Source organism: Stenotrophomonas sp. 14P6.2.3 (assembly GCF_057799055.1).
In genome coordinates, this window is sequence record NZ_JBYOLA010000037.1 from 1 (window position 1) to 24807 (window position 24807).

A 24807-nucleotide genomic window follows, 5' to 3' on the forward strand; every position below is an offset into this window, starting at 1 on the left:
TACCCATTATGCCGGACTTTTCGAGTCCGTCAACACCTTTCGTTCGATCATCTCGTTCGGCGGTGATGGCGTCCCTTGTGTCGCTGAAGCCCCTTGTTGGCGACCCCTGCGACGGGGGAGGGAAAGTATGTCCCTATTCGCGGCCTTTGTGAAGGGGGTGTGGCAACTTTTTTCATCGGATGTTGCATCTGTTCATCCAGAAGGTCCTGGCAGGGACTGTTCCGCGGAGAGCAGAAGCAGCCGAGCGTGGGCTCGGCTGTACAAGAGCAGAAGCAGGGGCCGGCTGCGCCGGCCCCTGCGCCCGGTCAGGCAGCGACCAGGCGCACGCGGGCGAAGGTGCGCTTGCCGACCTGCAGCAGGCCCTCAAAGCCAGGCTGCAGCACCTGCTGGCCGTCTTCCACCACTTCGCCGTCCACCTTCACCGCACGCTCCTTGAGCTTGCGATTGGCCTCGGAGTTGCTCGGAGTCAGGCCGGCAGCGGTCAGCAGTGCGGCAATACGCAGCCCCTCGGCCGGGATCGCCACGTCCTGCAGCGGCAGCTGGGTGATATCGCCCTGCCCCGTAACAGCCGCTTCCCAGCCGGCAATCGCCTGTTCGGCCGCTGCGGCGTCATGGAAGCGGGTGGCCAGTTCACGCGCCAGCCGCAGCTTCACCACGCGCGGGTTCAGGCCAGCGGCGATCTGCTCGCGCAGGGATGCCGCTTCGGCCTGGCTGATATCGAAGGACAGCAGCTCGATCCAACGCCACATCAGGGCGTCATCCACCTTCATGGTCTTGGTGACGATGTCGATGGCCGGTTCGCTGATGCCGATGTAGTTGCCCAGCGACTTGGACATCTTGTTGACGCCATCCAGCCCTTCCAGCAACGGCATGGTCAGCACCACCTGCGGCTTCTGGCCGTGGTGCTCCTGCAGGCCACGGCCCATCAGCAGGTTGAACTTCTGGTCGGTACCCCCCAGCTCGACGTCCGCTTCCAGGGCCACCGAGTCGTAGCCCTGCACCAGCGGGTACAGGAATTCGTGGATGGCGATGGACTGCTGGGCGGCGTAGCGCTTGGCGAAGTCGTCGCGCTCGAGCATGCGCGCCACGGTGTGCTGGCCGGCCAGGCGGATCATGTCGGCCGCGCTCATCTTGCCGAACCACTCCGAATTGAAGCGGACCTCGGTGCGGCTGCGGTCCAGCACCTTGAACACCTGCTCTTCATAGGTGCGGGCATTGGCCAGCACGTCGTCGCGGCTGAGCGGCTTGCGGGTCAGGCTCTTGCCGGAGGGGTCGCCGATCATGCCGGTGAAGTCGCCGATCAGGAAGATGACCTGGTGGCCGAGGTCCTGGAACTGACGCATCTTGTTCAGCAGCACCGTGTGGCCCAGGTGCAGGTCAGGCGCAGTGGGGTCGAAGCCGGCCTTGATGCGCAGCGGGCGGCCTTCCTGCAGGCGCGCGCGCAGATCCTCGAGCTTGAGGATCTCGTCGGCACCGCGGCCGATCAGGGCAAGGGCTTCTTCAATCGAGGACACGTGACTACTCCCGGCAACGCCGTTTCTTATGTGGGGTGTTAAAGCGAAGTTAACCCGATCGGCTTCACAAAAGCCAATAGGCACAAGGGTTTGACGCGAATTTGTTAGGTGTCTATGTTACCGGCGTTTGGGCCCGCGTTCCCGGGTCAGCCAGAGACCGACATCTGATGCTCAATTCCGATCAAGGCCGCGCACGCAAGCAGCGCTTCCAGGAACGACTCCATGTCCTGCACGACAACGCCCTGCACCGGAAGCTGAGGCAACACCTCCCCGCTGCGTTCAATGAGCGCTGGACGCGCCGTCATTGGATGCACGCCAGCCTGTTTGTGACCATCGGCGCGCTGGTGGCCACGATCGTGCCGGGCTTCTCGCACACCATCGATGCCCCCTACGCCGACAGCCACACCAGCCTGGCCCTGCCGTTGCCCCCACTGGCAATGGCACGCCAGCAGCAGATCCCCGGCGACAGCTGGCAGGTGCTGCGGGTACAGCGCGGGCAGACCCTGAGCGACCTGTTCGACAAGGCCGGCATCTCCGCGACCACCCTGCACCGGGTCCTGGACCATCCGGGTGCGCGCGAATCGCTGACCAAGCTGCGCCCGGGCGCCGAGATCGCCTTCGACATGCCGCTGTCCGGTGACCTGCGCAGCATCCGCTTCGACCGCGACGCCGACAACCGGGTCGAGCTGAGCCTGAGCGGCGATGACATCAAGGAAACGGTGACCAAGCGCGAGACGTCCACGCGGACGGTGGTCACCAGCGGCGAGATCACCAGTTCGCTGTATGCGGCTGCACGCCGAGCCGGACTGTCACCGTCGGCGATCGCGACGATGACCGACGACATCTTCAAGTACGACATCGACTTCTCCAAGGACCTGCAGCCGGGCGACCGCTTCAGCGTGGTGATGGACGAGACCTGGCGCGAGGGCGAGAAGGTCGATACCAGCAAGATCCTGGCAGCCACCTTCACCACCGGCGGCAAGACCTATTCCGGCTTCCGCTTCGACCGCAACGGCAAGTCCGAGTACTACGACATCAGTGGCCGGTCGCTGAAGAAAAGCTTCATCCGCATGCCGATCCCGTTCGCGCGGCTGAGTTCGACCTTCGGCGCGCGCAAGCACCCGGTGCTGGGCAAGATGCGAATGCACAAGGGCGTGGACTACGCCGCGCGCACCGGTACCCCGATCATGGCCGCCGGCGACGCGCGGGTGCAGTTTGTCGGCGTGCAGCGCGGTTACGGCAACGTGGTGATCCTCGACCATGGCCGCGGCCACACCACCCTGTACGGCCACATGTCGCGCTTTGCCGGGATCAAGAACGGCCAGCGCGTGGCCCAGGGCACGGTGATCGGCTACGTCGGCTCGACCGGCCTGGCGACCGGCCCGCACCTGCACTACGAATTCCGGGTCAATGGCGAGCACCGCAACCCGCTGACGGTGACCATGCCGCCGCCGGAGCCGCTGAAGGGCGCCGAGCTGGTGGCGTTCCGGGCACAGACCGCGCCGGCAATGGCCCGCATCCAGGGCATGGAGAAGCTGATCTACGCCGACGCCAGCCCCGCACCGGCCGCCGAAAGCGCGACCACCGAGGTGGCCAGCACCAAGGACAAGGCGCCGGCAGGCCGCAAGCGCGGCTGAGCCCTGCGTTGACGAAGGAGGACACGGCAGCACAAGCTTGCCGTGTCCTTTTTTTATGCCCGCCATGAACACCACTGCCGATCCGTCCCTTCCCCTTTACCTGGGCCTGATGTCGGGCACCAGTGCTGACGGCATCGATGCCGCGCTGGTGCAGTTCCCAGCCGACGGAGGTTGCCGCTTCGTGCATGGGCTGACCGCCCGCTGGGAGCCGGTACTGCGGGCGCGGCTGGTAGCCCTCGGTGAAGGCGGTCCGCTGCAGTCGCTGGAGGAGCTGGGCGAGCTGGACGCGCGGATTGCGATCAGCTTCGCCGCCGCCGCCAACCAGCTGCTGGACGAAGCCGGTGTCGACCGTTCGCAGGTGCGGGCCATCGGCTCGCACGGGCAGACGGTGCGCCATCGACCGCTGGCCGATCCGGCGTTCACCCTGCAGCTGGGTGACGGCAACCGCATCGCCGAACTGACCGGCATCACCACGGTGTGCGATTTCCGCCGCCGCGACGTTGCCGCCGGCGGTCATGGTGCTCCGCTGATGCCGGCCTTCCACCTGGGCATGCTGGGTGCGGCCGATGAAGACCGCGCGGTGCTGAACCTGGGCGGGATCGCCAACCTGACCCTGATTCCGCGCGAAGGCGTCGTGCGTGGCTTCGATACCGGCCCGGCCAACGCGCTGATGGATGCCTGGTGCCAACGCCATACCGGGCGCAGCTTCGACGCTGACGGTGCCTACGCGGCCAGTGGTGCGGTGGATGACAGCCTGCTGGCCGGCTGGCGCGCCGACCCGTGGTTTGCGCTGCCACCGCCCAAGAGCACCGGGCGCGAGCAGTTCCACCTGCCGTGGGCCGAAGCGCACATGGAGGAAGGCCAGTTTGCCGCCGCCGATGTACAGGCGACGCTGCTGGAGCTGACCGCGGCGACGGTGGTGGATGCGCTGCTGGCCCAGCAGCCGGACACCCGCCGGGTACTGGTATGCGGCGGCGGTGTGCGCAACGCGCAGTTGATGCGGCGGCTGGCGGCGCGACTGCCGGGCGTGGTGGTCGAATCCACGGCACTGCACGGGCTGGACCCGGAGTATGTGGAGGCGATGGGGTTTGCGTGGCTGGCGCAGCGGACGATGGACGGGCTGGCGGGCAACCTGCCGAGCGTGACCGGGGCGAAGGGGCCGCGGATTCTCGGGGCGATCCATTTGGCGTGAGCGTTGCCGCCATCCACGCATGGCGTGGATCTGCTGGGACTGCTCATCCACGCATGGCGTGGATCTACTGGGCGCTAGTCGAAGCCTTGGCCTGCGGGAAGCGCCTGCAGTGCGGCGATCGCGTCCGACAGGGCGTCGACTTCAGGATCGCCGAAACCGGAGCGGACCTCCAGTTCACTGCTGAACAGGCCCTGCTCCAGCAGGACCGCGCAGGTTTGTTCATGGGTCCAGCCTCGGGCAACCGAGACCCGTTTGATGCGTTCCAGCAGCAGCGGGTCCAGGTCCCGCAGCACTACGTCGGCCATGCTCACTTCCCCGTTCGCAAGGCACCGCCCCCTCGGCGCGTCGGGGCGATCATCCCGCAGTAAGCGCGGACAGGCAATCAGGCGGCGGGTGACGGCCCACGATCAAGGATGCGTGGCCACAGCCAAGCCAGCAGCAGCATGGTCGGCACCACCGTGACAGCGCTGAGCATGAAGAAGGTGCTGTACGAGGTGGCCTCCACGATGTAGCCGGAGACGCCGCCGACGAACTTGCCCGGCAGATTGGCCAGTGATACCAGCAGGGCGTACTGGGTCGCGGTGAAGTTGCGATCGGTCAGCGAAGACATGAACGCCACCAGTACCGTGCCGGCGAAGCCCTGGAACAGGTTGTCGGCACTGAGCGCAGCGTAGAACGCCCACAACTGCCCCGGATTGTGCGCCATCAGCAGGAAGGCCAGGTTGGACAGGGCTACGCCCAGCGCCGCGACAAGCAGCATCCGGCGGAAACCGAAGGCGGCAACGGCGATACCGCCAATGAACGCCCCACCAATACCCATCCACACGCCGAACAGCTTGGAGACCGTAGCGATGTCGGCCTTGTCGAAGCCCGAGTCGAGATAGAAGGGTCCGGCCATCACGCCGATGACCTGGTCGGGAAACTTGAAGAACCCGACGAACGCCAGCAGCGCCAGTGCCAGCCCCATGCCGTTGCGGCTGAAGAAGCTGGTGATCGGCTGCACGAACGCTTCGGCAATGTCGATGCGGCGCTGGACGGCGTTGGCCGGACGCTCGGGCTCGCGGCAGAACAGGGTGGTGATGATCGGCAGGATCATCAGTGCAGCCATGGCCAGATAGGCAATGATCCAGCCTTCGAACTGTGCCAGGTACAAGGCGCCGGCACCGGCCAGGATCAGGCCGATGCGATAGCCCAGCGTATACGTGGCGGCCAACGCGGCCTGCGCGGTCTGCGGGGCGATCTCGATGCGGTAGGCGTCGACCACCGAATCCTGGGTGGCGCCTGCAAAGGACGCCACCAGTACCCAGGCCACCAGCGGCCACACACCCTGCTCTGGCCGAACGAACGCCAGTGCAACCAGGCCCACCAGCACCAGGATCTGCGAGACCAGCAGCCACGAGCGGCGGCGACCCAGGAAACCCAGCAACGGAAACGCGTAGCGATCCAGCAGGGGAGCCCAGACGAATTTGAGCAGGTAGAAGAAGCTGGCCAGGCTGATCAGGCCGATGCTGCCCAGATCGAGGCCGACATCGCGCAAGCGGGTGGACAGGGTCTGCGAGGCGATCAGCAGGAACGGCAGGCCGCTGCCGAAGCCCAGCAGGGCCATGGTGAGCGCCGAGGGCGTGCCGAACGCACGCTTGATGCCGGCCCAGCCCTTGTAGCCGGCCGGCTTGGCAGCCTCGGTCACAGGTCGTAGTCCACGATGAACGGTGCGTGGTCGGAGAAGCGCTGGTCGCGGTAGATCGAGCAGCTGCGCAGGCGGTCACGCAGGCCCGGGGTGATGAACTGGTAGTCGATGCGCCAACCCACGTTGTTGGCGCGGGCGGCACCACGGTTGCTCCACCAGGTGTAGTCCTCGCCGGTCGGATTGAGCAGGCGGTAGGCATCGGCCCAGCCGCGACCGGTGGCTACGTCGGTGGCCTGGCCGTGGTCGGCGCACAGGGCGTTGAGCCAGTCGCGCTCCTCGGGCAGGCAGCCGGAGTTCTTCTGGTTGGACTTCCAGTTCTTGATGTCCAGCGCCGAGCGGACGATGTTCCAGTCGCCACACAGCACGTAGTCGCGGCCGCTGCGCGCCCACTCCTCAAGGATCGGCCGCAGCCACTCCATCACTTCGAACTTGAAGCCCTGCCGCAGGTCACCCGAACTGCCGGACGGTATATAGAAGGAGACCACGCTGAGGTTGCCGAAGCGTGCCTCGATGTAACGGCCTTCGTCGTCGAACGGCGCCCAGCCCAGCGAGGTGATGACCTGGTCCGGTTCGCGCTTGCTGTAGATCGCCACGCCGCTGTAGCCCTTCTTGGTGATGGCATCGCGGTAGAAGCAATGGTGGCCGTCCGGGCGGAACATCGGGTCGGTCAGCTGGTCTTCCTGGGCCTTGGTCTCCTGGATGCAGAGGACGTCGGCGTCCTGGCCACGGAACCAGTCGAGGAAGCCCTTGGTGGCGGCCGAACGGATGCCATTGGCATTGAAACTGATGATGCGCATGCGGAAGAACCTACGGCGGGAAACCGGGCAAGCATACCGGTTGCCTGCCGGGCTGAGCAGCCCGCGGGGGCCGCCCCGGATACCCGCGTGAAGGAGCCGGACGAGCGCGAAAAGCCCAGCTGGATTAGGATTTGCGCTCCAAATGAAGATGAATCGAGTTTTGATGAGCGACCACCGTCACCGTTTCCTGCAGCTGGCCCTGACCGCCGATGCCCTGCGCTTCGGCCAGTTCACCCTCAAGTCCGGCCGGCTGAGCCCCTATTTCTTCAACGCCGGCCGTTTCGACTCCGGTTCCCTGCTGTCGCAGCTGGGCGCGTGCTATTCCGACGCCATCGACGCCACCGGGATCAAGTACGACGTGGTGTTCGGCCCGGCCTACAAGGGCATTCCGCTGGCCACCGCGATGGCATGCGAGCTGGCCCAGCGCGGCCGCGATCTGCCGCTGTCGTTCAACCGCAAGGAAGTGAAGGACCATGGTGAAGGCGGCCAGCTGATCGGCGCCGACATGACCGGCAAGCGCGTGCTGATCGTCGACGACGTGATCACCGCCGGCACTGCCATCCGCGAGGCGCTGGCGATCATCCGCGCTGCGGGCGGCATTCCGGCCGGCATCGTGGTGGCCCTGGACCGCCAGGAGATCGCCTCGGACAGCGACCATCGCTCCGCCGCACAGGCCGTGGCCGAAGAAGCCGGCATCCCGGTGATCGCCGTAGCGACGCTGGCCGACCTGCTTGATTTCGCGTCCGGAAATCCGGAACTTGTAGGCTACCGGCAGCCGCTGGAGGCCTATCGCGCCCAGTACGGCGTCCGTTCCACGCGCTGACCACCAGGGGGAAGGTCGCATGTTCCGAGTTCCTGCCATCGTCGCCGCCAGCCTGCTGCTGGTGATGCCGCAGACGCTGCTGGCACAGTCCGGCGGCAAGGCTGCAGACAAGAAGCTGTACTGCTGGAACGAGGGCAAGGAGCGGATCTGCAGCGATGCGCTGCCAGCCGATGCGGTCAACCACGCCCGCGATGAGTTCAGCGCCAACAGCGGCCTGCGCAATGCGCAGGTGCAGCGCGCGTTGAGCGATGAGGAACGCGCTGCCGCCAGCACGGCGGCGGCGCAGGTCCAGCTGGACCAGATGGCCGAGCAGACCCGCCAGCGCACCGAACAGGCGATGCTGACCACCTACGGTGATGAGAACGCGCTGCGGCGCGTGTTCGCCGAGCGCCAGGAGGTGCTCGACAACAACCTCAAGACCGCCCAGTACAACGTGGCCAGCCTGCGCGATTCGCTGGTGGCCCTGCTTGCTGCCGCCGGTGACCGCGAACTGGCCGGCGGCAAGGTGGCCGACAAGCAGGCCCAGGCGATCAGCCAGCGCCATGCGCAGCTGCAGTCGCAGCAGCGGCTGCTGGCCAGTTTCGAACAGCAGCAGCAGGCATTGAAGGTCGAGATCGAGAGCAGCCTGCAGCGCTATCGCGAGCTGAAGGGCGTGGCACCGGCGAGCCAAGCCCCGTGATTGCCGGTAGAGCCGAGCCCACGCTCGGCTCCGCTTGACCTCGGGAATGAGCAGCCGAGCGTAGGCTCGGCTCTACAGCAGGCGGGGCTGGTTACGGGTTGGCCCACGGAATTTATGCACTCTTTACGCGTCGGCCCGGTCCGGCGCGTAGTGCGTTTATGGGGGTGGGGACGACGATGACGGCCTGAGGTGGAGGGGTTCCACCAGGTCTCAATTCCATGTCCCCCTGGCTGTCGTTGCTGTGTGGCGTGCTGGTGCTGGTTGCCGCCGCCTATCTTCTTTATGTCGTGCTGCGGCCCGAGTCGTTCTGAGCGGAGCCTGCCATGACTGAAATTCTTGCCATTCTTGCCGCCAGCCTGCTGCTGGCCTGGCCCTTGGGCCTGTACCTCGCCCGGGTGATGCGCGGCACGCCGATGAAGGTCGACGTGCTGTTCCACTGGATCGAAAAGCCGCTGTACAGGGTGCTCGGCGTCGATCCCTCTCGCTCGATGTCCTGGCGGGGTTACGTGCTGGCGTTCGTGCTCAGCAACGTGGTGATCGCGGTGCTGACCCAGGCCGTGTTCATGACCCAGGCATGGTTGCCGTTGAATCCGGACCAGATCCCGAACATGCGCTGGGACACGGCGCTGCACACGATGATCTCGTTCCTGACCAACACCAACCAGCAGCACTACTCCGGCCAGGCACAGCTGTCCTATTTCTCGCAGATGACCGGCATCACCGGCCTGCAGGTGGTGACGCCGATGATGGGCCTGGCGCTGGCCGTGGCGACGCTGCGTGCGTTGTTCTCGCGTGCGCCGAAATCGGTCACCGCGCCTGTCGCGGGCGATGACCGCCAGGTGGCGGTGGGCAATTACTACGCGGACGTCGTGCGCCTGTGCGTGCGCTTCCTGTTGCCGTTGTGCCTGGTATGGACGCTGCTGCTGACCAGCCAGGGCGTGCCCTCCACGATGGCCGGTGGCCCGCAGGCCACACCGATCGACGCCAGTGCCGGCATGGCGCAGCAGAAGCTGCCGCTGGGCCCGGTTGCGGCGATGGTCGCGGCCAAGCAACTGGGCGCCAATGGTGGCGGCTGGTATGGCCCGAACAGCAGCTTCCCGCTGGAGAACCCGACCCCGGTGTCGAACATGCTGGAAGTGATCGGCATCCTGCTGGTGCCGATGGCGGTGATCTTCATGATCGGTGCGTTCACCGGGCGCCGTCGTTTCGGCGCGCTGGTGTTCAGCTGCATGCTCGGCATGTCGCTGCTGTCCACCGGCGCGATGGTGTGGAGCGAGGGCCATAGCGCCAGCGCGGCCACGCCGCTGCTGATGGAAGGCAAGGAAGTGCGCTTCGGCGCCGATGGCACCGCGCTGTGGGCGGCGGTGACCACCCAGGTCTCCAACGGTTCGGTCAACGGCATGCACGATTCGCTGAGCCCGCTGTCTGGCGGCCTGGCGATGGTCAACATGCTGGTCAGCGCGATCTGGGGCGGCATCGGCTGCGGCCTGCAGCAGTTCATCGTGTACCTGCTGCTGGGCGTGTTCCTGGCCGGGCTGATGACCGGCCGTACGCCGGAACTGTTCGGTCGCAAGCTGGAGACGCCACAGGTGCGCCTGCTGGCCCTGCTGGTGCTGCTGCAGCCGATCACCCTGCTGCTGTTCACCGCGATCACGCTGGCCGTGCCCGGTCTGGCCGGTACCTCCAATCCCGGTTTCCACGGCATCAGCCAGGTGTTCTACGAGTATGTCTCGGCCTACGCCAACAACGGCTCGGGCTTCGAGGGCCTGGGCGACGCCACGCCGTGGTGGAACCTGAGCTGCTCGCTGGTGTTGCTGCTGGGCCGCTTCCCGCTGCTGATCATCCCGCTGGTGGTGGCCGCGCAGCTGGCCGCCAAGCGGCAGGCCCCTGAATCGGCTGGCAGCCTGCAGATCGAAACCCCGACCTTCGCCCTGACTCTGGTCTCGGTGATCGTCATCCTGACCGTGCTGCAGTTCATGCCGGCGCTGGTACTCGGCCCTATCGCCGACCACCTGAGCCTGGGACTGCACTGAGGACACCCCATGAGTAGTCACGCAACCGCAAACCATTCCTCCTCCGTGGCGTCCCGCCCGGCCCTGCTCGATGCCGCCGGCCTGCGCCGCGCGCTCATCGAGGCCGTACGCAAGCTGTCGCCGATGCACCTGGTGCGCAGCCCGGTGATGGCGGTGGTGATGGCCGGCACGGTCGTCGCCGCGATCATCACCCTGACCGGCAACGCGCCACTGGGCTTCGGCCTGGCGGTGACGGCGATCCTGCTGGTCACCGTGCTGTTCGGCAATTTCGCCGAGGCCGTGGCCGAAGCACGCGGCCGTGGTCAGGCCGCCTCGCTGCGCCGCGCCCGCCAGGACCTGGTGGCGCGCCGTCTGGCGTCGGCGCAGGCCGGTGCAAGTGAAACCCAGGTGCCCGCCGCGGAACTGCGCCCCGGCGACCACGTGATCGTCAGTGCCGGCGAGCTGGTACCGGCCGACGGCGAGATCGTGCAGGGCCTGGCCACCATCAACGAAGCAGCGGTGACCGGCGAGTCGGCACCGGTGCTGCGCGAGGCGGGTACGGATCGCTCCGGCGTGATCGGCGGCACCAAGGTGCTGTCCGACCAGATCGTCGTGCGCATCACCGCCGAGCCGGGGCACAGTTTCCTGGACCGGATGATCGCGCTGGTGGAAGGTGCCAACCGGCAGAAGACGCCGAATGAAATCGCGCTGACCCTGCTGCTGGCGGCGATGACGCTGACCTTCCTGGTGGTGGTGGCGACGCTGCCGGCGATCGGTGCTTCGGTGGGCGTCAAGGTGGATCCGCTGCTGCTGATCGCGCTGCTGGTGTGCCTGATACCGACCACCATCGGTGGCCTGCTGCCGGCCATCGGCATCGCCGGCATGAACCGTGCGCTGGCCGCCAACGTACTGGCCAAGTCGGGCAAGGCGGTGGAAGTGGCCGGTGACGTCGACGTGCTGCTGCTCGACAAGACCGGCACCATCACCTACGGCGACCGCCAGGCGAGCCACTTCCATGCACTGGCCGGGATCGACGCCGACCAGCTGCGTGAAGCGGCGCTGCTCTCTTCGCTGGCCGACCCGACCCCGGAAGGCAAGTCGATCGTGCGCCTGGCCCGCGAACAGGGCTGCACCACCGCCGAGCCGGATCGGGCCGACTACCTGGCCTTCAGCGCGCAGACCCGCATGTCCGGTGTCGACCTGCTGCACGGCCGGCAGATCCGCAAGGGCGCTGCCGACGCGATCCGCGCCCATGTGCAGGCGCTCGGCGGCACCGTACCGGCGGAACTGGCCGGTCGCGTGGAGCAGGTCGCACGCAACGGTGCTACGCCGCTGGTGGTGGCCGAGGGTCGCCATGTGCTGGGCGTGATCGAGCTGTCGGACGTGGTCAAGCACGGCATGCGCGAGAAGTTCGCACAGCTGCGGGCGATGGGTATCCGCACGGTGATGATCACCGGCGACAACCCGCTGACGGCCGCCGCGATCGCTGCCGAAGCCGGTGTGGACGACTACATCGCCGAGGCGCGGCCGGAGGACAAGCTGGCACGCATCCGTGCCGAGCAGGCCGGTGGCCGCTTGGTGGCGATGGTCGGCGACGGTACCAACGATGCGCCGGCGCTGGCCCAGGCCGACATCGGCCTGGCGATGAACTCGGGCACGCAGGCGGCCAAGGAAGCCGGCAACATGGTCGACCTGGATTCGGATCCGGCCAAGCTGCTGGCGGTGGTGGAGGTGGGCAAGCAGCAGCTGATCACCCGCGGCGCGCTGACCACGTTCTCGCTGGCCAACGATGTGTCCAAGTACTTCGCGATCCTGCCGGCGTTGTTTGCCGCCACCGTGCCTGCGATGGCCGCGTTGAACGTGATGCAGCTGTCGAGCCCGCGCAATGCGGTGCTGGCGGCGCTGATCTTCAATGCGCTGGTGATTCCCGCCCTGATTCCGCTGGCGTTGCGCGGTGTGCGCTTCCGCCCGGCCACCGCAACGGCGCTGCTGCGCCGGAACATGCTGGTGTACGGCCTGGGTGGCGTGCTGCTGCCGTTCGCGGCAATCAAGTTGATCGACCTTCTTCTTGTCCTGGTATTCGGCGCATGAACCGTTCTGACTCCCCTTCCCTTTCCCGCGAGCTGAAAAGCGAGGCGCGCGTGGCCACGTTGCAGGATGGCGCCAGCTGGCGCCCGGCCATCGGCCTGGGCGTGGCCACCCTGCTGCTGGCCGGTGCGGTCTACGCCGGCATCGCCACCGGTTTCGCCGGCCTGTCCTTCCCGGCGCAGGCCGAAGGCAGCCTGCTGCGTGATGGCAGCGGCCAGGTGCGTGCTTCGGCATGGCTGTCGCAGCCATTCACCGGCGATGGCTACTTCCAGGCACGACCGTCGGCGGCCAACTACGACCCGATGGCAGCGGCCGGTTCCAACCTGGCTCGCAGCAACCCGGCGCTGGCCGAACGCGTGGCGGCGAGCACTGCGGCAGTGGCCGCGCGCGAAGGCGTAACGCCTGCGCAGGTACCTGCCGATCTGGTCACCCAGTCCGGCGGCGGCCTCGATCCCCAGCTGTCGCCGGCGGCAGCACAGCTGCAGGTGGCACGCGTGGCGCGTGCACGAGGCCTGCCGGTGGAGCGCGTGCAGGCGCTGGTGAAGGCCAACACGCGGGGCCGGCAATGGGGCGTGTTCGGCCAGCCACGGGTGAACGTGGTGACACTGAACTTCGCCCTGGACCACGCGGCACGCGCGCCGTGATGCAGGGCTGCACCCGCTGCGCGCACAATGGCGGCCATGACAGCGGCTCCCATGACTGATCTGCGGACCCGCCAGGCCAATGCCCTGGTGGAAGGCCTGCAACGCGAAGCCGGTGGCAAGCTCACCGTGTTCCTCGGCGCTGCGCCCGGCGTAGGCAAGACCTACGCGATGCTGACCCGCGCGCAGGAACAGCTGCGACGTGGCGTGGACCTGGTAGTGGGGCTGGTGGAGACCCACGGCCGTGCCGATACCCAGGCCCTGCTGGAAGGGTTGCCGCGGTTGCCGCTGAAGGACGTGGCCTACCATGGCCACGACCTGCAGGAGATGGATCTGGACGCCGTGCTGGCACGCAGGCCGGCGCTGGTGCTGGTGGACGAGCTGGCCCATCGCAATGCGCCGGGCAGCCGCCATGAACGGCGCTGGCAGGACGTGATGGAACTGCTGGACGCCGGCATCGACGTCTGGACCACGGTCAACATCCAGCATCTGGAAAGCCTCAACGATGTGGTGATGCGCATCACCGGCGTACGCGTCAGCGAGACCGTGCCCGACGGCGTGCTCGACCGCCTGCACGACATCGTGCTGGTCGATCTGCCACCGCGCGAGCTGATCGCGCGCCTGCAGCAGGGCAAGGTGTACGTGCCCGAGCAGGCCGCGCAGGCACTGCAGGCGTTTTTCTCGCCGGCCAACCTGACCGCGCTGCGCGAACTGGCGATGCAGGAAGCGGCCGACCGCGTCGACAGCAGCCTGCGCGAAGCCCGCGCCGCGCGCGGTGAGAGCAATCTGCCGCTGCGACGTGGCGTGCTGGTGGCGATCGATGGCGGCGGCCAGAGTGAATACCTGGTGCGGGTGGCGCGACGCATCGCCGAACGCCGCGATGCACCGTGGACGGTGGTGACGGTGCAGGGACGCCGCCAGGACGAGGCGACCCGGCGCGAGATCGATGCTGCGTTCGCGCTGGCCCGCCGCCTCGGCGGCGACGCCGAGCTGCTGCACGGCTCCAGCATCGCCGACGCATTGCTCGACCACGCCGCGCACAACGGCGTGTCCACGCTGGTCCTGGGCCGCACCCGCGAGCGACCACTGGCGCGGATGTTCAACCGCACCCTGACCCAGCAGCTGATCCAGCGCGGCGCGCACTACGAGATCACCATCATCAGCACGCCGCAGGCGCGTGCGCGTTCCCGTCGTGAGGGCCTGCTGCCACCGATGCGCGGGGTCAGCCACGAGCCGTTGCAGGCGCTGATCGCCACCGGCCTGGCCTGCGCGGTCGCTTGGCTGGTGGAACGCTGGGTGGGCATGGCCGATCTGTCGATGGTGTTCATCGTGGCCGTTGTGCTGGTAGCCGCGCGCACCCGCGCCAGCGTCGCGGTGATGGCGGCCATCCTGTGTTTCCTCGCCTACAACTTCCTGTTCATCGCGCCACGCTTCACCTTCGCCATCGGCGCGCGGCAGGGCGTGATCACCGTGTTCCTGTTCCTGGCGGCGGCACTGGTCGCCGGACGCCTGGCGTCGCGCCTGCGCATGCAGGTGATCGCCCTGCGCGCGGCCAACCGCCATGCGCGCGCGCGCCAGCAGCTGGGCCGGCAGCTGGCCAGTGCGGCCGGCAACGGTGAAGTGGCACAGGCCGGCCGGCATGCGCTGGAACAGGCCATGGACGTGCCGGCCTGGCTGCGGATCGGCGCCGATATCGCGGCCGGTGGCCGTCACCTGCCCGGTGACACCGATCTGGCGGCTGCCGACTGGGCCCTGCGCCATGGCCAGCCCAGTGGCCGCTTCACCGATACGCTGGCTGGCGCGCAATGGTGGTTCCTGCCGCTGCTGGACGGCGAGGACCGTGCGATCGGCGTGGCCGGCCTGTACCTGCCGGGTGCGCAGGCGCGGCTGCTGCCCGAACAGCGCCAACTGGCCGAAGCGATGGTTGATGACATCGCCCAGGCCGCCTTGCGCACGCGCCTGGTGGCCGAGCTGGAACAGGCGCACGTCAGCAACGAGACCGAACGGCTGCGCTCTGCCCTGCTCTCCTCGGTGTCGCACGACCTGCGTTCGCCACTGGCGGCGATGATCGGCTCGGCCGACAGCCTGGCCAGCTACGGCGCGGCGATGGATCTGGCCGACCGCCGCGCCTTGCTGGACACCATCCTGGTCGAAGGCGAACGCCTGGACCGCTACATCCAGAACCTGCTGGACATGACCCGGTTGGGCCACGAGGGCCTGAAGATCAACCGCGACTGGATAGGGGTGGATGAGCTGATTGGTTCGGCCGCCCGCCGCCTGCAGCGCTACCAGCCGAAGGTGCGGCTGGAGCTGGATATTCCGGCGACGCTGGCGCCGATCTGGGTGCATCCGGCACTGGTCGAGCAGGCAGTGTTCAATGTGATGGAGAACGCTGCCAAGTTCTCGCCGGCCGATGCCGCCGTGCAGGTACTGGCGCGCGAACTGGACGGTCAGCTGCGTATCGACGTGATCGATGCCGGCCCCGGCATTCCCGACGACGAGCGCGCGCGCATCTTCGACATGTTCTACAGCGTCGAACGCGGCGACCGCGGCCGCCACGGCACCGGCCTCGGCCTGACCATCTGCCAGGGCATGATCGGCGCACATGGCGGCAGCGTGCAGGCGCTGCCCGGACGCGACGGTCGCGGTACCCTGATCCGCATCACCCTGCCCCTGCTCAAGCCAGCCTCCCACGATGAGTCCGACCCCGACTGACGCCAGCGCGCCGGCCCCGCGCGTGCTGGTGATCGACGATGAAACCCAGATCCGCCGGTTCCTGGACATCAGCCTGCGCGCGCAGGGCTACCAGGTGCGCCAGGCTGCGACCGGCCAGGAAGGCCTGCAGATGGCCGCCAGCGAGGACATGGACCTGGTGATCCTGGACATCGGCCTGCCGGACATGGAAGGCCACGAGGTGCTGGAACAGCTGCGGCAGTGGAGCCAAGTGCCGGTGATCATGCTGACCGTGCGTGCCGGTGAAACCGAGAAGGTGCGTGCACTGGACAACGGCGCCAACGACTACGTGACCAAACCCTTCGGTACCCAGGAGCTGATGGCGCGGGTGCGGGCGCTGCTGCGCACACGCAGCGTACCGACCGATGGCACGCCGCCGGTGTTCGACGATGGCCACCTGCACGTGGACCTGGTGCGCCGCGAAGTGGCGATTGATGGCGAACTGGTGGCATTGACCCGCAAGGAGTACGCGCTGTTGTCGCTGCTGCTGCGCAATGCCGGGCGGGTGGTGACCCAGCCGCAGATCCTGCAGGAAATCTGGGGACCCACCCACCAGCACGACACCCACTACCTGCGCATCCTGGTCGGCAAGCTGCGGCACAAGCTGGGCGACTCGGCGCTGGATTCACGCTACCTCTTTACCGAGCCCGGTGTGGGGTTGCGTTTCAAGGGATGAGGTGTGCCGACCAACGGTCGGCACCCACCAGACAAGTGGATCCACGCCATGCGTGGATGGACATCCATTGAAGCGCATCCACGCATGGCGTGGATCTACTGTGTCGACCAAGGTCGACACCTACCAACAGCAGCACAGAACGCTGTTCCGACAGATCGCGGAAATCTGTCGAAGGCGGGGTGGGTCCGGTTGCGGGGGTGTCCGCGGCATGGATGCCGCGGCCAAGCCCCCATGGATGGGTTCACGGCGTCCCCCGCAACCGGACCCACCCCGCCATCCCACGAAATGCACGCTGTTGCTCCGGCTGTTGCCTTGGATTCGGCGGGTGCCGGGCGCAGCCCGGCCCCTGCTCAGAAGCCCAACGGGGTGTCGCCCAGCACCGGCTGCAGCTGGCTGCGGAACAATGCCTGGATGCGCTCCAGTGCCGCTTCGTCGTTGCCTTCGAAGCGCAGCACCAGCACCGGCGTGGTATTGGACGCGCGCACCAAGCCCCAGCCGTCGGCGAAGTCCACCCGCAGGCCGTCGATGGTCGACAGGCGACCGCCGACATACGGGTTGTCCGGCGACTGCGCAGCAGCCACCAGCATCGCCACCAACGCATGCGGGGTTCCCTCGGCCACTGGCACCTTCAGCTCCGGCGTCGCCACCATTTCCGGCAGTTCGGCCAGCACTTCGTCCGGCGTTTCTTCGCGCTGGGCCAGGATCTCCAGCAGGCGTGCAGCGGCGTACAGGCCATCGTCGAAGCCGAACCAGCGCTCCTTGAAGAAGAAGTGGCCGCTCATCTCGCCCGCCAGTTCGGCGTCGGTCTCGCGCATCTTCGCCTTCATCAGCGAGTGCCCGGTCTTCCACATCAACGGGCTGCCACCATTGCGCAGCACGTGATCGGACAACTTGCCGGTGCACTTCACGTCGTAGATCACCATCGCGCCCGGATTGCGCATCAGCACGTCGGCGGCGAACAGCATCAGCAGACGGTCGGCGTAGATGATCTTGCCTTCAGCGGTGACCACGCCAAGGCGATCGCCATCACCATCGAACGCCACGCCGAGGTCGGCGCCGAAGCGCTTGACCGTCTGCACCAGGTCTTCCAGGTTGGCCGGTTCGCTGGGATCGGGGTGGTGGTTGGGGAAGGTGCCGTCGACATCGCAGTACAACGGAATGACTTCGGCGCCGATCGCTTCCAGCAGCTGCGGCGCGAAGGCACCGGCCACGCCGTTGCCCGCATCGGCAACCACCTTCAGCGGGCGGTCCAGCTGCACGTCATCGGCAATACGCTGGATGTAGTCGGCGCTGACCTCGCGCTGCTGGTAGTCACCCGGTTCCGCCGCCTGCACCAGGCGGCCTTCGACAATGCGCTGGTAAAGGTCGGTGATCGCATCGCCGGACAGGGTCTCACCACCGATGACGATCTTGAAACCGTTGTAGTCCGGCGGGTTGTGGCTGCCGGTGACCGCAACACAGGTACCGGTGCGCAGGTGGAAGGCGGCGAAATACACGACCGGGGTCGGAGCCAGGCCGATATCGATCACCGCACAGCCGGCACGCCGCAGGCCTTCGGCCAGCCCCGCCGACAGTTCCGGACCGGACAGGCGGCCATCGCGGCCGATCACCACCTCGCGCAGGCCCTGCTCGAGGGCGACGGTGCCGATGGCCTGGCCGATCAGCGCGGCGGTGCGCGCCGTCAGTTCGCTGCCGACCACGCCGCGGATGTCGTAGGCGCGGAAGATGCCCGCAGCCAGTTCCTCGGCGGGAACCGGTGGCGGCGGAGGCGGCGCAGCCTCGGCCACTGCCTCGCCGGGTACGGTCGGCGGGACCATCTGCAGGCTTTCACGCAGGGTCGGCCCGTGATCGGCGTCGGCCACCGCGCTGCGCCGGCTGGGCAGCGGCAGTGACTTCGGCAGTCGGCCACGGCCTACCACCAGCAGTACCGCGATGAAGGCCAGCAGCAGGGCGACAATCGCGCTGGCCAGGGCTCCCAGTCCCAGTGGACCGGGTTCCACATTGGGTACCCCGGCGGCCAGTCGCAGCGTGGTTCCGGCCACCGGGCGCGCCATTGCCTCGGCGCTCTCGGACAGGCCGGTATCGCCCTGCACCACGATGTTGTGCGTTCCCTGGCGCAGCGCCAGGAAGCCGTTGCCGGGGGCGCGCACCTGGTCCAGCGGCGCGGTCAACCGCAGCAGCGGCTGGCGCACATACACCACCGCCGGTCCGACACCGGCCAGCTGTACCGGCGCGGCCAGACCCAGGCGGTTGCCGCCGCCATCGCGGACCACGCGCAGGGTTGCCTTGCCATCGGCCAGCGCCGATTCCAGCAGGGCCAGGCGTGCATATCCAAAGGTGGCCGCATCTGCGTAGCCCGCGGCCAGGTCAGCGCCCAGCACCTCCACCTGCTCGACGCCGGTCCAGCTTTCCCGCAGCGCCAGCGCGGCGCCGGCGGCATCACCCGCCTGCAGGGCCTGCTGGACGCGGTCGCCCTTCAACTGCTGCTGCAGCTGCTGCAACTGGCCGGAGGCGGCCTGCTGCAGCCCTTGCACGGCCTGGTCGCGCGCCTGTTCCAGCGCGTCCCCGCTGGCTGCCTGCCGCCACTGCTGTACCGCGCTCCAGCCGAACCACGCGGCCAGCAGTACCAGCAGCACACCCAGCAATGGCGCGCTCCGTCCCAACGACTTTCCCCGCTGTGCTTCCCCGATGCCGCTCATCGATGTCCCCTGTCAACGCACCCCGGTATGGCCGAATCCACCCGTTCCCCGCACGCTGTCGGTGAAAGTATCCACCACCTGCAGGCTGACGCGGGCAATCGGCACGACCACCAGCTGCGCGATGCGATCGCCCGGCTCGATGGTGAAGGCCTCGCGGCCACGGTTCCAGACACTGATCAGCAGCGGCCCCTGGTAGTCGGCGTCGATCAGGCCGGTGCCGTTGCCGAGCACGATGCCATGGCGGTGGCCCAGGCCCGAACGCGGCAGGATCACCGCACACAGATGCGGGTCGGCGATATGGATGGCCAGCCCGCTGGGGACCAGTGCGGTATCGCCCGGCTGCAGGGTCAGCGCGGTTTCCAGCGCCGCGCGCAGATCCATGCCGGCGCTGGCTTCGGTGGCATAGGCCGGCAGCGGCCAGCTGTCACCGAAGCGCGGGTCGAGCAGCTTGACCTGCAACGGTTGTGGGGTGAATCCGTGGGTGTTGCTTGCCTGGGTCATGCCTGGAGTCTCCGCGCGATCAGCGCCAGCAGTTGTTCGGCCAGCTCACGCTTGGAAGTAGCCGGGAATACCTGTTCGCCATCCTGCCAGAAGGCCGTGGCGGCATTGTTGTCGCTTTCGAAACCACCGCCGCTGATGCCCACCTGGTTGGCGATCACCAGGTCCAGGCGCTTGTCGACCAGTTTGCCGCGCGCATATTTCTCCACATCGTGGGTCTCGGCGGCAAAGCCGACCACCAGCTTCAACGACTGCGTCTGCGCGGCAACCTCGGCCAGGATGTCCGGGGTGCGCACCAGCTCGATCACCAGCGACTGGCTGTCGGCGGTCTTCTTCAGCTTCTGCGCGGCCACCTGGCGCGGGGTGTAATCGGAAACGGCAGCAGCACCGATGTAGATGTCGGCCGGCAGCGCATTCAGTACCGCCTCGCGCATCTGCGCCGCAGAGCGCACATCGATGCGCTGCACGCCGGGCGGCGTCGGCAGCTGCGCCGGGCCACTGACCAGCACCACCTGGGCACCGAGCCCGGCGGCAGCAGCGGCCAGCGCGTACCCCATCTTGCCGCTGCTGCGGTTGCCCACGTAACGCACCGGATCGATGTCTTCATAGGTCGGGCCGGCGCTGATCAGCAGGCGCAGACCCTGCAGCGCATGCGTTTCCGGCGCCGCAGCGGCTGCGGCAGCAGTGCCGTTGGCGGCCAGGGCGGCGACGATGTCGCCCGGCTCGGCCAGACGGCCGGGGCCGGATTCGCCTTCGGCCAGCGGCCCATCGACCGGACCGATCACCTGCGCGCCACGCTGGCGCAGCAGGGCGATATTGGCCTGGGTGGCCGGATGCAGCCACATCCGATGGTTCATCGCCGGGCACACGGTCAGCGGCGCGGTGCTGGCCAGGCACAGGGTGCTGACCAGGTCGTCGGCGTGGCCCTGGGCCAGGCGTGCCAGCAGGTCGGCGGTACCCGGCGCGATCACGATGCGATCGGCCCAGCGTGCCAGTTCAATGTGGCCCATGGCCTGTTCGGCGGCGCTGTCCCACAACGTGGTGCGGGTAGGCTGGCCGGAAAGGGCCTGGAAGCTGAGTGGTGTGACGAACTGCTGGGCGCCGGCCGTCATCGCCACCTGTACCAGCGCACCGGCATCACGCAGGCGTCGAACCAGTTCCAGGGCCTTGTAGGCCGCGATCCCGCCGCCGACACACAAGAGCAGTTTCTGGCCTTCCAGCGCGCGGATCCGCGTCGGGGAAGCGTTGGGAGAATCAGCCACCTGGAATTCCTGTGCAAACGAGGGCGTTAGCTTACCCGAAGGCCAGCAACCTCCCGGTGCACGCGGCACATAGCGGGCGGCTATCAGCACATGGACAGCCCCCAGGGAGTTTTCCGGGTTTGCTGCATGCCGATTCGGAACTTTCCTATACCTCTTCGCGTCCCCGCTTTGCAGAATCATCGCTGGCCACCCAGGTGTGCCGTTCGATTTCCCAGGAGTTCCCCGTGCAACCGCGCATCATCATTGCCGACGACCATCCGGTCGTCCTGCACGGCATCCGAATCGTGCTCGAGCGTCACCAGATGGACGTGGCCGGTGCCGCTGCCGACGGTGCTGGACTGCTGCAGCTGCTGATACAGCAGCCCTGCCATGCCGTACTCACCGACCTGTCCATGCCCGGCCCGGGCCCGGATGGTCCCGAACTGCTGGCCGTGCTGCGCCAACGCCATCCCGAACTTCCCGTGGTGGTGCTGACCGGGGCCAGGCACCCGGGGTTGCTCGATGGCCTGCTACGCGATGGCGTACACGGCCTGGTCGACAAGAGCGCCGACTTCGCCGAGCTGCCGCAGGCCCTGCATGCCGCCATGGCAGGGCAGATATTCGTTTCCGATCAGCTGCGGCGCCACCTGCAGGCCCGCGATCTGCTGTTCCCGCATCCACCGGCTGCGTTGTCGACACGCGAACTGGAAGTGCTGCAACTGCTGACCGATGGCCTGAACATCAATGCCATCGCCGACCGCAGCGGGCGCAGCCCGAAGACGATCAGCCGGCAGAAGGCCGAAGCCATGCGCAAGCTGGGCCTGCAGAACAACCAGGAGCTGTACGACTACCTGCAGACCCGGCGCGACTGAGGACTTGGCCGACCCACGGGTACGGCAAGCGCTTATGGGAGCGGTCGGCGATGATCGCCATGATGGGCACCATGCCCATCCATGAATGGCCCGAAGAAGAGCGCCCCCGCGAGAAGCTGCTGGCCCGGGGGCCCACGTCACTGTCCGACGCCGAACTGCTGGCCCTGTTCCTGGGTTCCGGCTTTGGCGGCCGGGACGCGGTGCAGACCGCGCGCGACCTGTTGCTCGCCCACGGTCCATTGCGGGTGCTGCTGGACCGCCCTGCCCGCGAACTGTCGAAACTGCCTGGGTTGGGGCCGGCTCGCAGCTGCACACTGGCTGCGGGGCTGGAGCTGGCCCACCGCTACCTGGCCGCTGAACTGCAGCAGGGCGAAGCAGTCGGCAACAACCCTTCGGCCGTCGGTCGTTACCTGCAGCACCGCCTGCGCGGGCAGGCGCGGGAACTGTTCGTGGTCCTGTTCCTGGACAACCGCCACCGCCTGATCGCCTGCGAGGAACTGTTCGCCGGCACCATCAACGCGGCCCCGGTGTACCCCCGCGAAGTGGTGCGCAGAGCCCTGCTGCACAACGCCGCCGCGGTCATCCTCAGCCATAACCACCCCTCCGGCGACCCGGAACCGTCGGCCGCCGACGCGCAGATCACCGAGGAGCTGCAACGGGCCCTGGCACTGGTCGACATCCGCCTGCTGGATCACTTCGTGGTGGGCGAAGGGCGTCCCGTTTCGTTTGCTGAACGGGGTCTTCTACCGCCGCTTCAGGCCCGCCTGGTCGGATGAGCCCCGCAGCAGCAGGCGGCCACGCGTGCCCTGACAGGCAGGCCTCGGTCAGCGTAGAAGCCGGCATCTGCGCTAAAATGGGCGATTCCGCCGCTCATTCTCACAGCAGGCCTCGTGAAAAATCTCCTCCGCGCCCTGATCAGCCAAGGCATCGAAGCCTTGCGCGCCAATGGCACCCTGCCCGTCGACTCCCTGCCGCCGGACTTCGTGGTCGAGCGCCCGAAGACCCGCGACCATGGCGACTTCGCCACCAACGCCGCGATGCTGCTGGCCAAAGCCGCGCGCAGCAATCCGCGCGCACTGGCACAGGCGCTGGTCGAGGCGCTGCCGCGCAGTGAAGACGTCAGCAAGGTCGAGATCGCCGGCCCCGGTTTCATCAATTTCCACCTGGCGCCGGCCGCGTACCAGCGTGAAGCCGTCACCGTGATCAAGGAAGGCGCCGATTACGGCCGCAACCTGTCCGGCAATGGCCGCACGGTGGGCGTGGAGTATGTGTCGGCCAACCCGACCGGTCCGCTGCATGTCGGCCACGGCCGCGCCGCTGCCATCGGCGACTGCGTGGCACGCGTGCTCGATGCCAACGGCTGGAACGCCAAGCGCGAGTTCTACTACAACGATGCCGGCGTGCAGATCGAGAACCTGGCGCTGTCGACCCAGGCACGGGTGAAGGGCATCGCACCGGACCAGGAAGGCTGGCCGGAAGGCGGCTACCGCGGCGACTACATCGCCGACGTGGCACGTGCCTACATGACCGGCGCCAGCGTCGACCTGGAAGGCACCCTCGTGGTCGGCGCCAAGGACCCGGACGACATGCAGGCGATCCGTCGCTTCGCCGTGGCCTACCTGCGCAACGAGCAGAACCTGGACCTGGCCGCGTTCGGCGTGGATTTCGACATCTACTTCCTGGAAAGCTCGCTGTACGCCGACGGCAAGGTGGCCGAGGCGGTAGCCAAGCTGCAGGCGTCGGGCCATACCTATGAAGAAGGCGGTGCGCTGTGGCTGCGCAGCACCGACTTCGGTGACGACAAGGACCGCGTGATGCGCAAGTCCGACGGCACCTTCACCTACTTCGTGCCGGACGTGGCCTACCACCTGTCGAAGTGGCAGCGCGGCTACGAGCGCGCGATCACCGAGCTGGGCGCTGACCACCACGGTTCGCTGGCGCGCGTGCGTGCCGGCCTGCAGGCCATGGAAGTGGGCATCCCGCAGGGCTGGCCGGAATACGTGCTGCACCAGATGGTGACCGTCATGCGCGGCGGCGAGGAAGTGAAGCTGTCCAAGCGTGCCGGCAGCTACTTCACCCTGCGCGACCTGATCGAAGAAGCCGGCCGCGACGCGACCCGCTGGTTCCTGATCGCGCGCAAGCCCGATTCGCAGCTGACCTTCGACATCGACCTGGCCCGCCAGCAGAGCAACGACAACCCGGTGTTCTACGTGCAGTACGCCCATGCCCGCGTCTGCAGCCTGCTGCGCCAGGCGCAGGAGAAGGGTCTGGTCTACGAACAGGGTACTGGCCTGTCCAACCTGGGCCGTCTGGACGATGACGCATCGCTGGCCCTGATGAACGAGATCTCGCGTTATCCGGAAGTGGTGGAAGCGGCCGGCGTGGCGCTGGAGCCGCACCTGGTCGCGCAGTACCTGCGCGAATTGGCACACGCCTTCCACACGTGGTATCACGGGACGCCGGTGCTGGTGGACGACGCGACCGATCGCAATGCCAAGTTGACCCTGGCCTGCGCAGCGCGCCAGGTACTGGCCAACGGCCTCGACCTCCTGGGCGTTTCCGCCCCGGAAAAAATGTAAGTCTCAGGAGACGCAGTAGACATGGCAGCACGACGCGGCAAGACACAGGCTCGGCGCAACAGCAGCCAAGGCACGCCCGGATGGGTGTGGCTGGTTGCCGGCGTGGCGATCGCCGCCGTGGTGTTCCTGGCGGCGCCGAACCTGTTCAAGGGCGAGGGCGATGGCTTCCTGCGCGCCGGTCCGCAGCCGAACCCGAACGCGCAGCCGGCGCCGGTGGCCGATGGCGAAAGCGATGTCGGCACCCAGCCGGCCGCACAACCGGCCACGCCGAAGCCGGCTGAACCGGAAAAGCCGGCGGCCACCCAGTACGACTTCTACACCCTGCTGCCGGGCAAGGAAGTTGAAATGTCCGACGCCGAACTGGCCGCCAGCGCGCGTGCCGAAGACCAGCGCCGGGCCAAGGCCGAAGCGCAGCGCGCGCAGGCCGCACTGGAAGGCA

The 24807-nt window shown here is 67.6% G+C and carries 20 protein-coding genes and 1 pseudogene; 14 read left to right on the forward strand and 7 right to left on the reverse strand.

Annotation, left to right across the window (positions count from 1 at the left end; genetic code table 11):
- Window positions 1–305: 305 nt before the first annotated feature.
- Entirely contained in the window at window positions 306–1514 is a 1209-nt protein-coding gene (gene tyrS, locus AC27VL_RS18545) for a tyrosine--tRNA ligase (RefSeq protein ID WP_032977018.1), read from the reverse strand.
- 167 nt (window positions 1515–1681) lie between these two features.
- Between tyrS and AC27VL_RS18550 the strand changes: the two genes are divergently transcribed.
- Both AC27VL_RS18550 and AC27VL_RS18555 read left to right on the forward strand, forming a co-directional pair.
- Complete coding sequence (locus AC27VL_RS18550) at window positions 1682–3151, forward strand: M23 family metallopeptidase (RefSeq protein WP_100554501.1); 1470 nt, start codon at window positions 1682–1684, stop codon at window positions 3149–3151.
- A gap of 64 nt (window positions 3152–3215) precedes the next feature.
- Window positions 3216–4343, forward strand: a complete 1128-nt coding sequence (locus AC27VL_RS18555) for an anhydro-N-acetylmuramic acid kinase (RefSeq protein ID WP_100554527.1) — start codon at window positions 3216–3218, stop codon at window positions 4341–4343.
- Window positions 4344–4417: 74 nt separating this feature from the next.
- Here AC27VL_RS18555 and AC27VL_RS18560 read toward each other — a convergent pair whose 3' ends face one another.
- The 3 genes from AC27VL_RS18560 to AC27VL_RS18570 all read right to left on the reverse strand — a co-directional run bounded on the left by AC27VL_RS18560 (window position 4418) and on the right by AC27VL_RS18570 (window position 6827).
- Window positions 4418–4648, reverse strand: coding sequence for a hypothetical protein (locus tag AC27VL_RS18560; RefSeq protein ID WP_025879428.1), 231 nt, complete (start codon window positions 4646–4648; stop codon window positions 4418–4420).
- 77 nt (window positions 4649–4725) lie between these two features.
- Window positions 4726–6030: an AmpG family muropeptide MFS transporter gene (locus AC27VL_RS18565; RefSeq protein WP_100554500.1), complete on the reverse strand. Its 1305-nt coding sequence runs from the start codon at window positions 6028–6030 to the stop codon at window positions 4726–4728.
- Complete coding sequence (locus tag AC27VL_RS18570) at window positions 6027–6827, reverse strand: exodeoxyribonuclease III (RefSeq protein ID WP_089241327.1); 801 nt, start codon at window positions 6825–6827, stop codon at window positions 6027–6029. Before AC27VL_RS18570 ends, AC27VL_RS18565 begins: the two co-directional genes overlap by 4 nt.
- 163 nt (window positions 6828–6990) lie before the next feature.
- Here AC27VL_RS18570 and pyrE point away from each other — a divergent pair, with 163 nt between their 5' ends.
- The 8 genes from pyrE to AC27VL_RS18610 all read left to right on the forward strand — a co-directional run bounded on the left by pyrE (window position 6991) and on the right by AC27VL_RS18610 (window position 16479).
- Window positions 6991–7650, forward strand: coding sequence for an orotate phosphoribosyltransferase (gene pyrE, locus AC27VL_RS18575; RefSeq protein WP_025879424.1), 660 nt, complete (start codon window positions 6991–6993; stop codon window positions 7648–7650).
- A gap of 19 nt (window positions 7651–7669) precedes the next feature.
- Complete coding sequence (locus AC27VL_RS18580; protein ID WP_099819667.1) at window positions 7670–8329, forward strand: hypothetical protein; 660 nt, start codon at window positions 7670–7672, stop codon at window positions 8327–8329.
- A gap of 218 nt (window positions 8330–8547) precedes the next feature.
- Window positions 8548–8640: a potassium-transporting ATPase subunit F gene (locus AC27VL_RS18585; protein ID WP_005407770.1), complete on the forward strand. Its 93-nt coding sequence runs from the start codon at window positions 8548–8550 to the stop codon at window positions 8638–8640.
- Window positions 8641–8652: 12 nt separating this feature from the next.
- Complete coding sequence (gene kdpA / locus AC27VL_RS18590; RefSeq protein WP_099819666.1) at window positions 8653–10362, forward strand: potassium-transporting ATPase subunit KdpA; 1710 nt, start codon at window positions 8653–8655, stop codon at window positions 10360–10362.
- A gap of 9 nt (window positions 10363–10371) precedes the next feature.
- On the forward strand, window positions 10372–12432 hold the full coding sequence (gene kdpB / locus AC27VL_RS18595) for a potassium-transporting ATPase subunit KdpB (protein WP_191078256.1): 2061 nt from the start codon (window positions 10372–10374) through the stop codon (window positions 12430–12432).
- On the forward strand, window positions 12429–13073 hold the full coding sequence (gene kdpC, locus AC27VL_RS18600; RefSeq protein WP_488767801.1) for a potassium-transporting ATPase subunit KdpC: 645 nt from the start codon (window positions 12429–12431) through the stop codon (window positions 13071–13073). The genes kdpB and kdpC overlap by 4 nt, the downstream gene beginning before the upstream one ends.
- A gap of 51 nt (window positions 13074–13124) precedes the next feature.
- Window positions 13125–15785 carry a sensor histidine kinase gene (locus AC27VL_RS18605; RefSeq protein ID WP_191078257.1) on the forward strand — a complete coding sequence of 887 codons (2661 nt, stop codon included), beginning with the start codon at window positions 13125–13127 and terminating at the stop codon, window positions 15783–15785.
- Window positions 15766–16479, forward strand: a complete 714-nt coding sequence (locus AC27VL_RS18610; RefSeq protein WP_025879418.1) for a response regulator transcription factor — start codon at window positions 15766–15768, stop codon at window positions 16477–16479. The genes AC27VL_RS18605 and AC27VL_RS18610 overlap by 20 nt, the downstream gene beginning before the upstream one ends.
- 350 nt (window positions 16480–16829) lie before the next feature.
- Here the strand turns inward: AC27VL_RS18610 and AC27VL_RS18615 are convergent, their stop codons facing one another.
- Genes AC27VL_RS18615 through coaBC form a run of 3 tightly spaced genes read right to left on the reverse strand, consistent with a single transcriptional unit; the run spans window position 16830 to window position 20938 of the window.
- Window positions 16830–19178, reverse strand: coding sequence for a phosphomannomutase/phosphoglucomutase (locus AC27VL_RS18615; RefSeq protein ID WP_488767804.1), 2349 nt, complete (start codon window positions 19176–19178; stop codon window positions 16830–16832).
- Window positions 19179–19190: 12 nt separating this feature from the next.
- A complete protein-coding gene (gene dut / locus AC27VL_RS18620; RefSeq protein WP_089241345.1) occupies window positions 19191–19679 on the reverse strand; it encodes a dUTP diphosphatase in 489 nt (162 codons plus the stop codon).
- Window positions 19676–20938: a bifunctional phosphopantothenoylcysteine decarboxylase/phosphopantothenate--cysteine ligase CoaBC gene (coaBC, locus tag AC27VL_RS18625; RefSeq protein ID WP_488767806.1), complete on the reverse strand. Its 1263-nt coding sequence runs from the start codon at window positions 20936–20938 to the stop codon at window positions 19676–19678. Before coaBC ends, dut begins: the two co-directional genes overlap by 4 nt.
- Window positions 20939–21162: 224 nt before the next feature.
- Here coaBC and AC27VL_RS18630 point away from each other — a divergent pair, with 224 nt between their 5' ends.
- The 4 genes and pseudogenes from AC27VL_RS18630 to AC27VL_RS18645 all read left to right on the forward strand — a co-directional run.
- A complete protein-coding gene (locus AC27VL_RS18630; RefSeq protein ID WP_488767808.1) occupies window positions 21163–21789 on the forward strand; it encodes a response regulator in 627 nt (208 codons plus the stop codon).
- Between the two features lie 71 nt (window positions 21790–21860).
- A complete protein-coding gene (gene radC / locus AC27VL_RS18635; protein ID WP_488767810.1) occupies window positions 21861–22565 on the forward strand; it encodes a RadC family protein in 705 nt (234 codons plus the stop codon).
- A 114-nt stretch (window positions 22566–22679) separates the two neighbouring features.
- A complete protein-coding gene (gene argS / locus AC27VL_RS18640; RefSeq protein ID WP_488767812.1) occupies window positions 22680–24368 on the forward strand; it encodes an arginine--tRNA ligase in 1689 nt (562 codons plus the stop codon).
- A 21-nt stretch (window positions 24369–24389) separates the two neighbouring features.
- Window positions 24390–24807 (forward strand): annotated as a pseudogene (locus AC27VL_RS18645) (SPOR domain-containing protein); the annotation flags it as partial.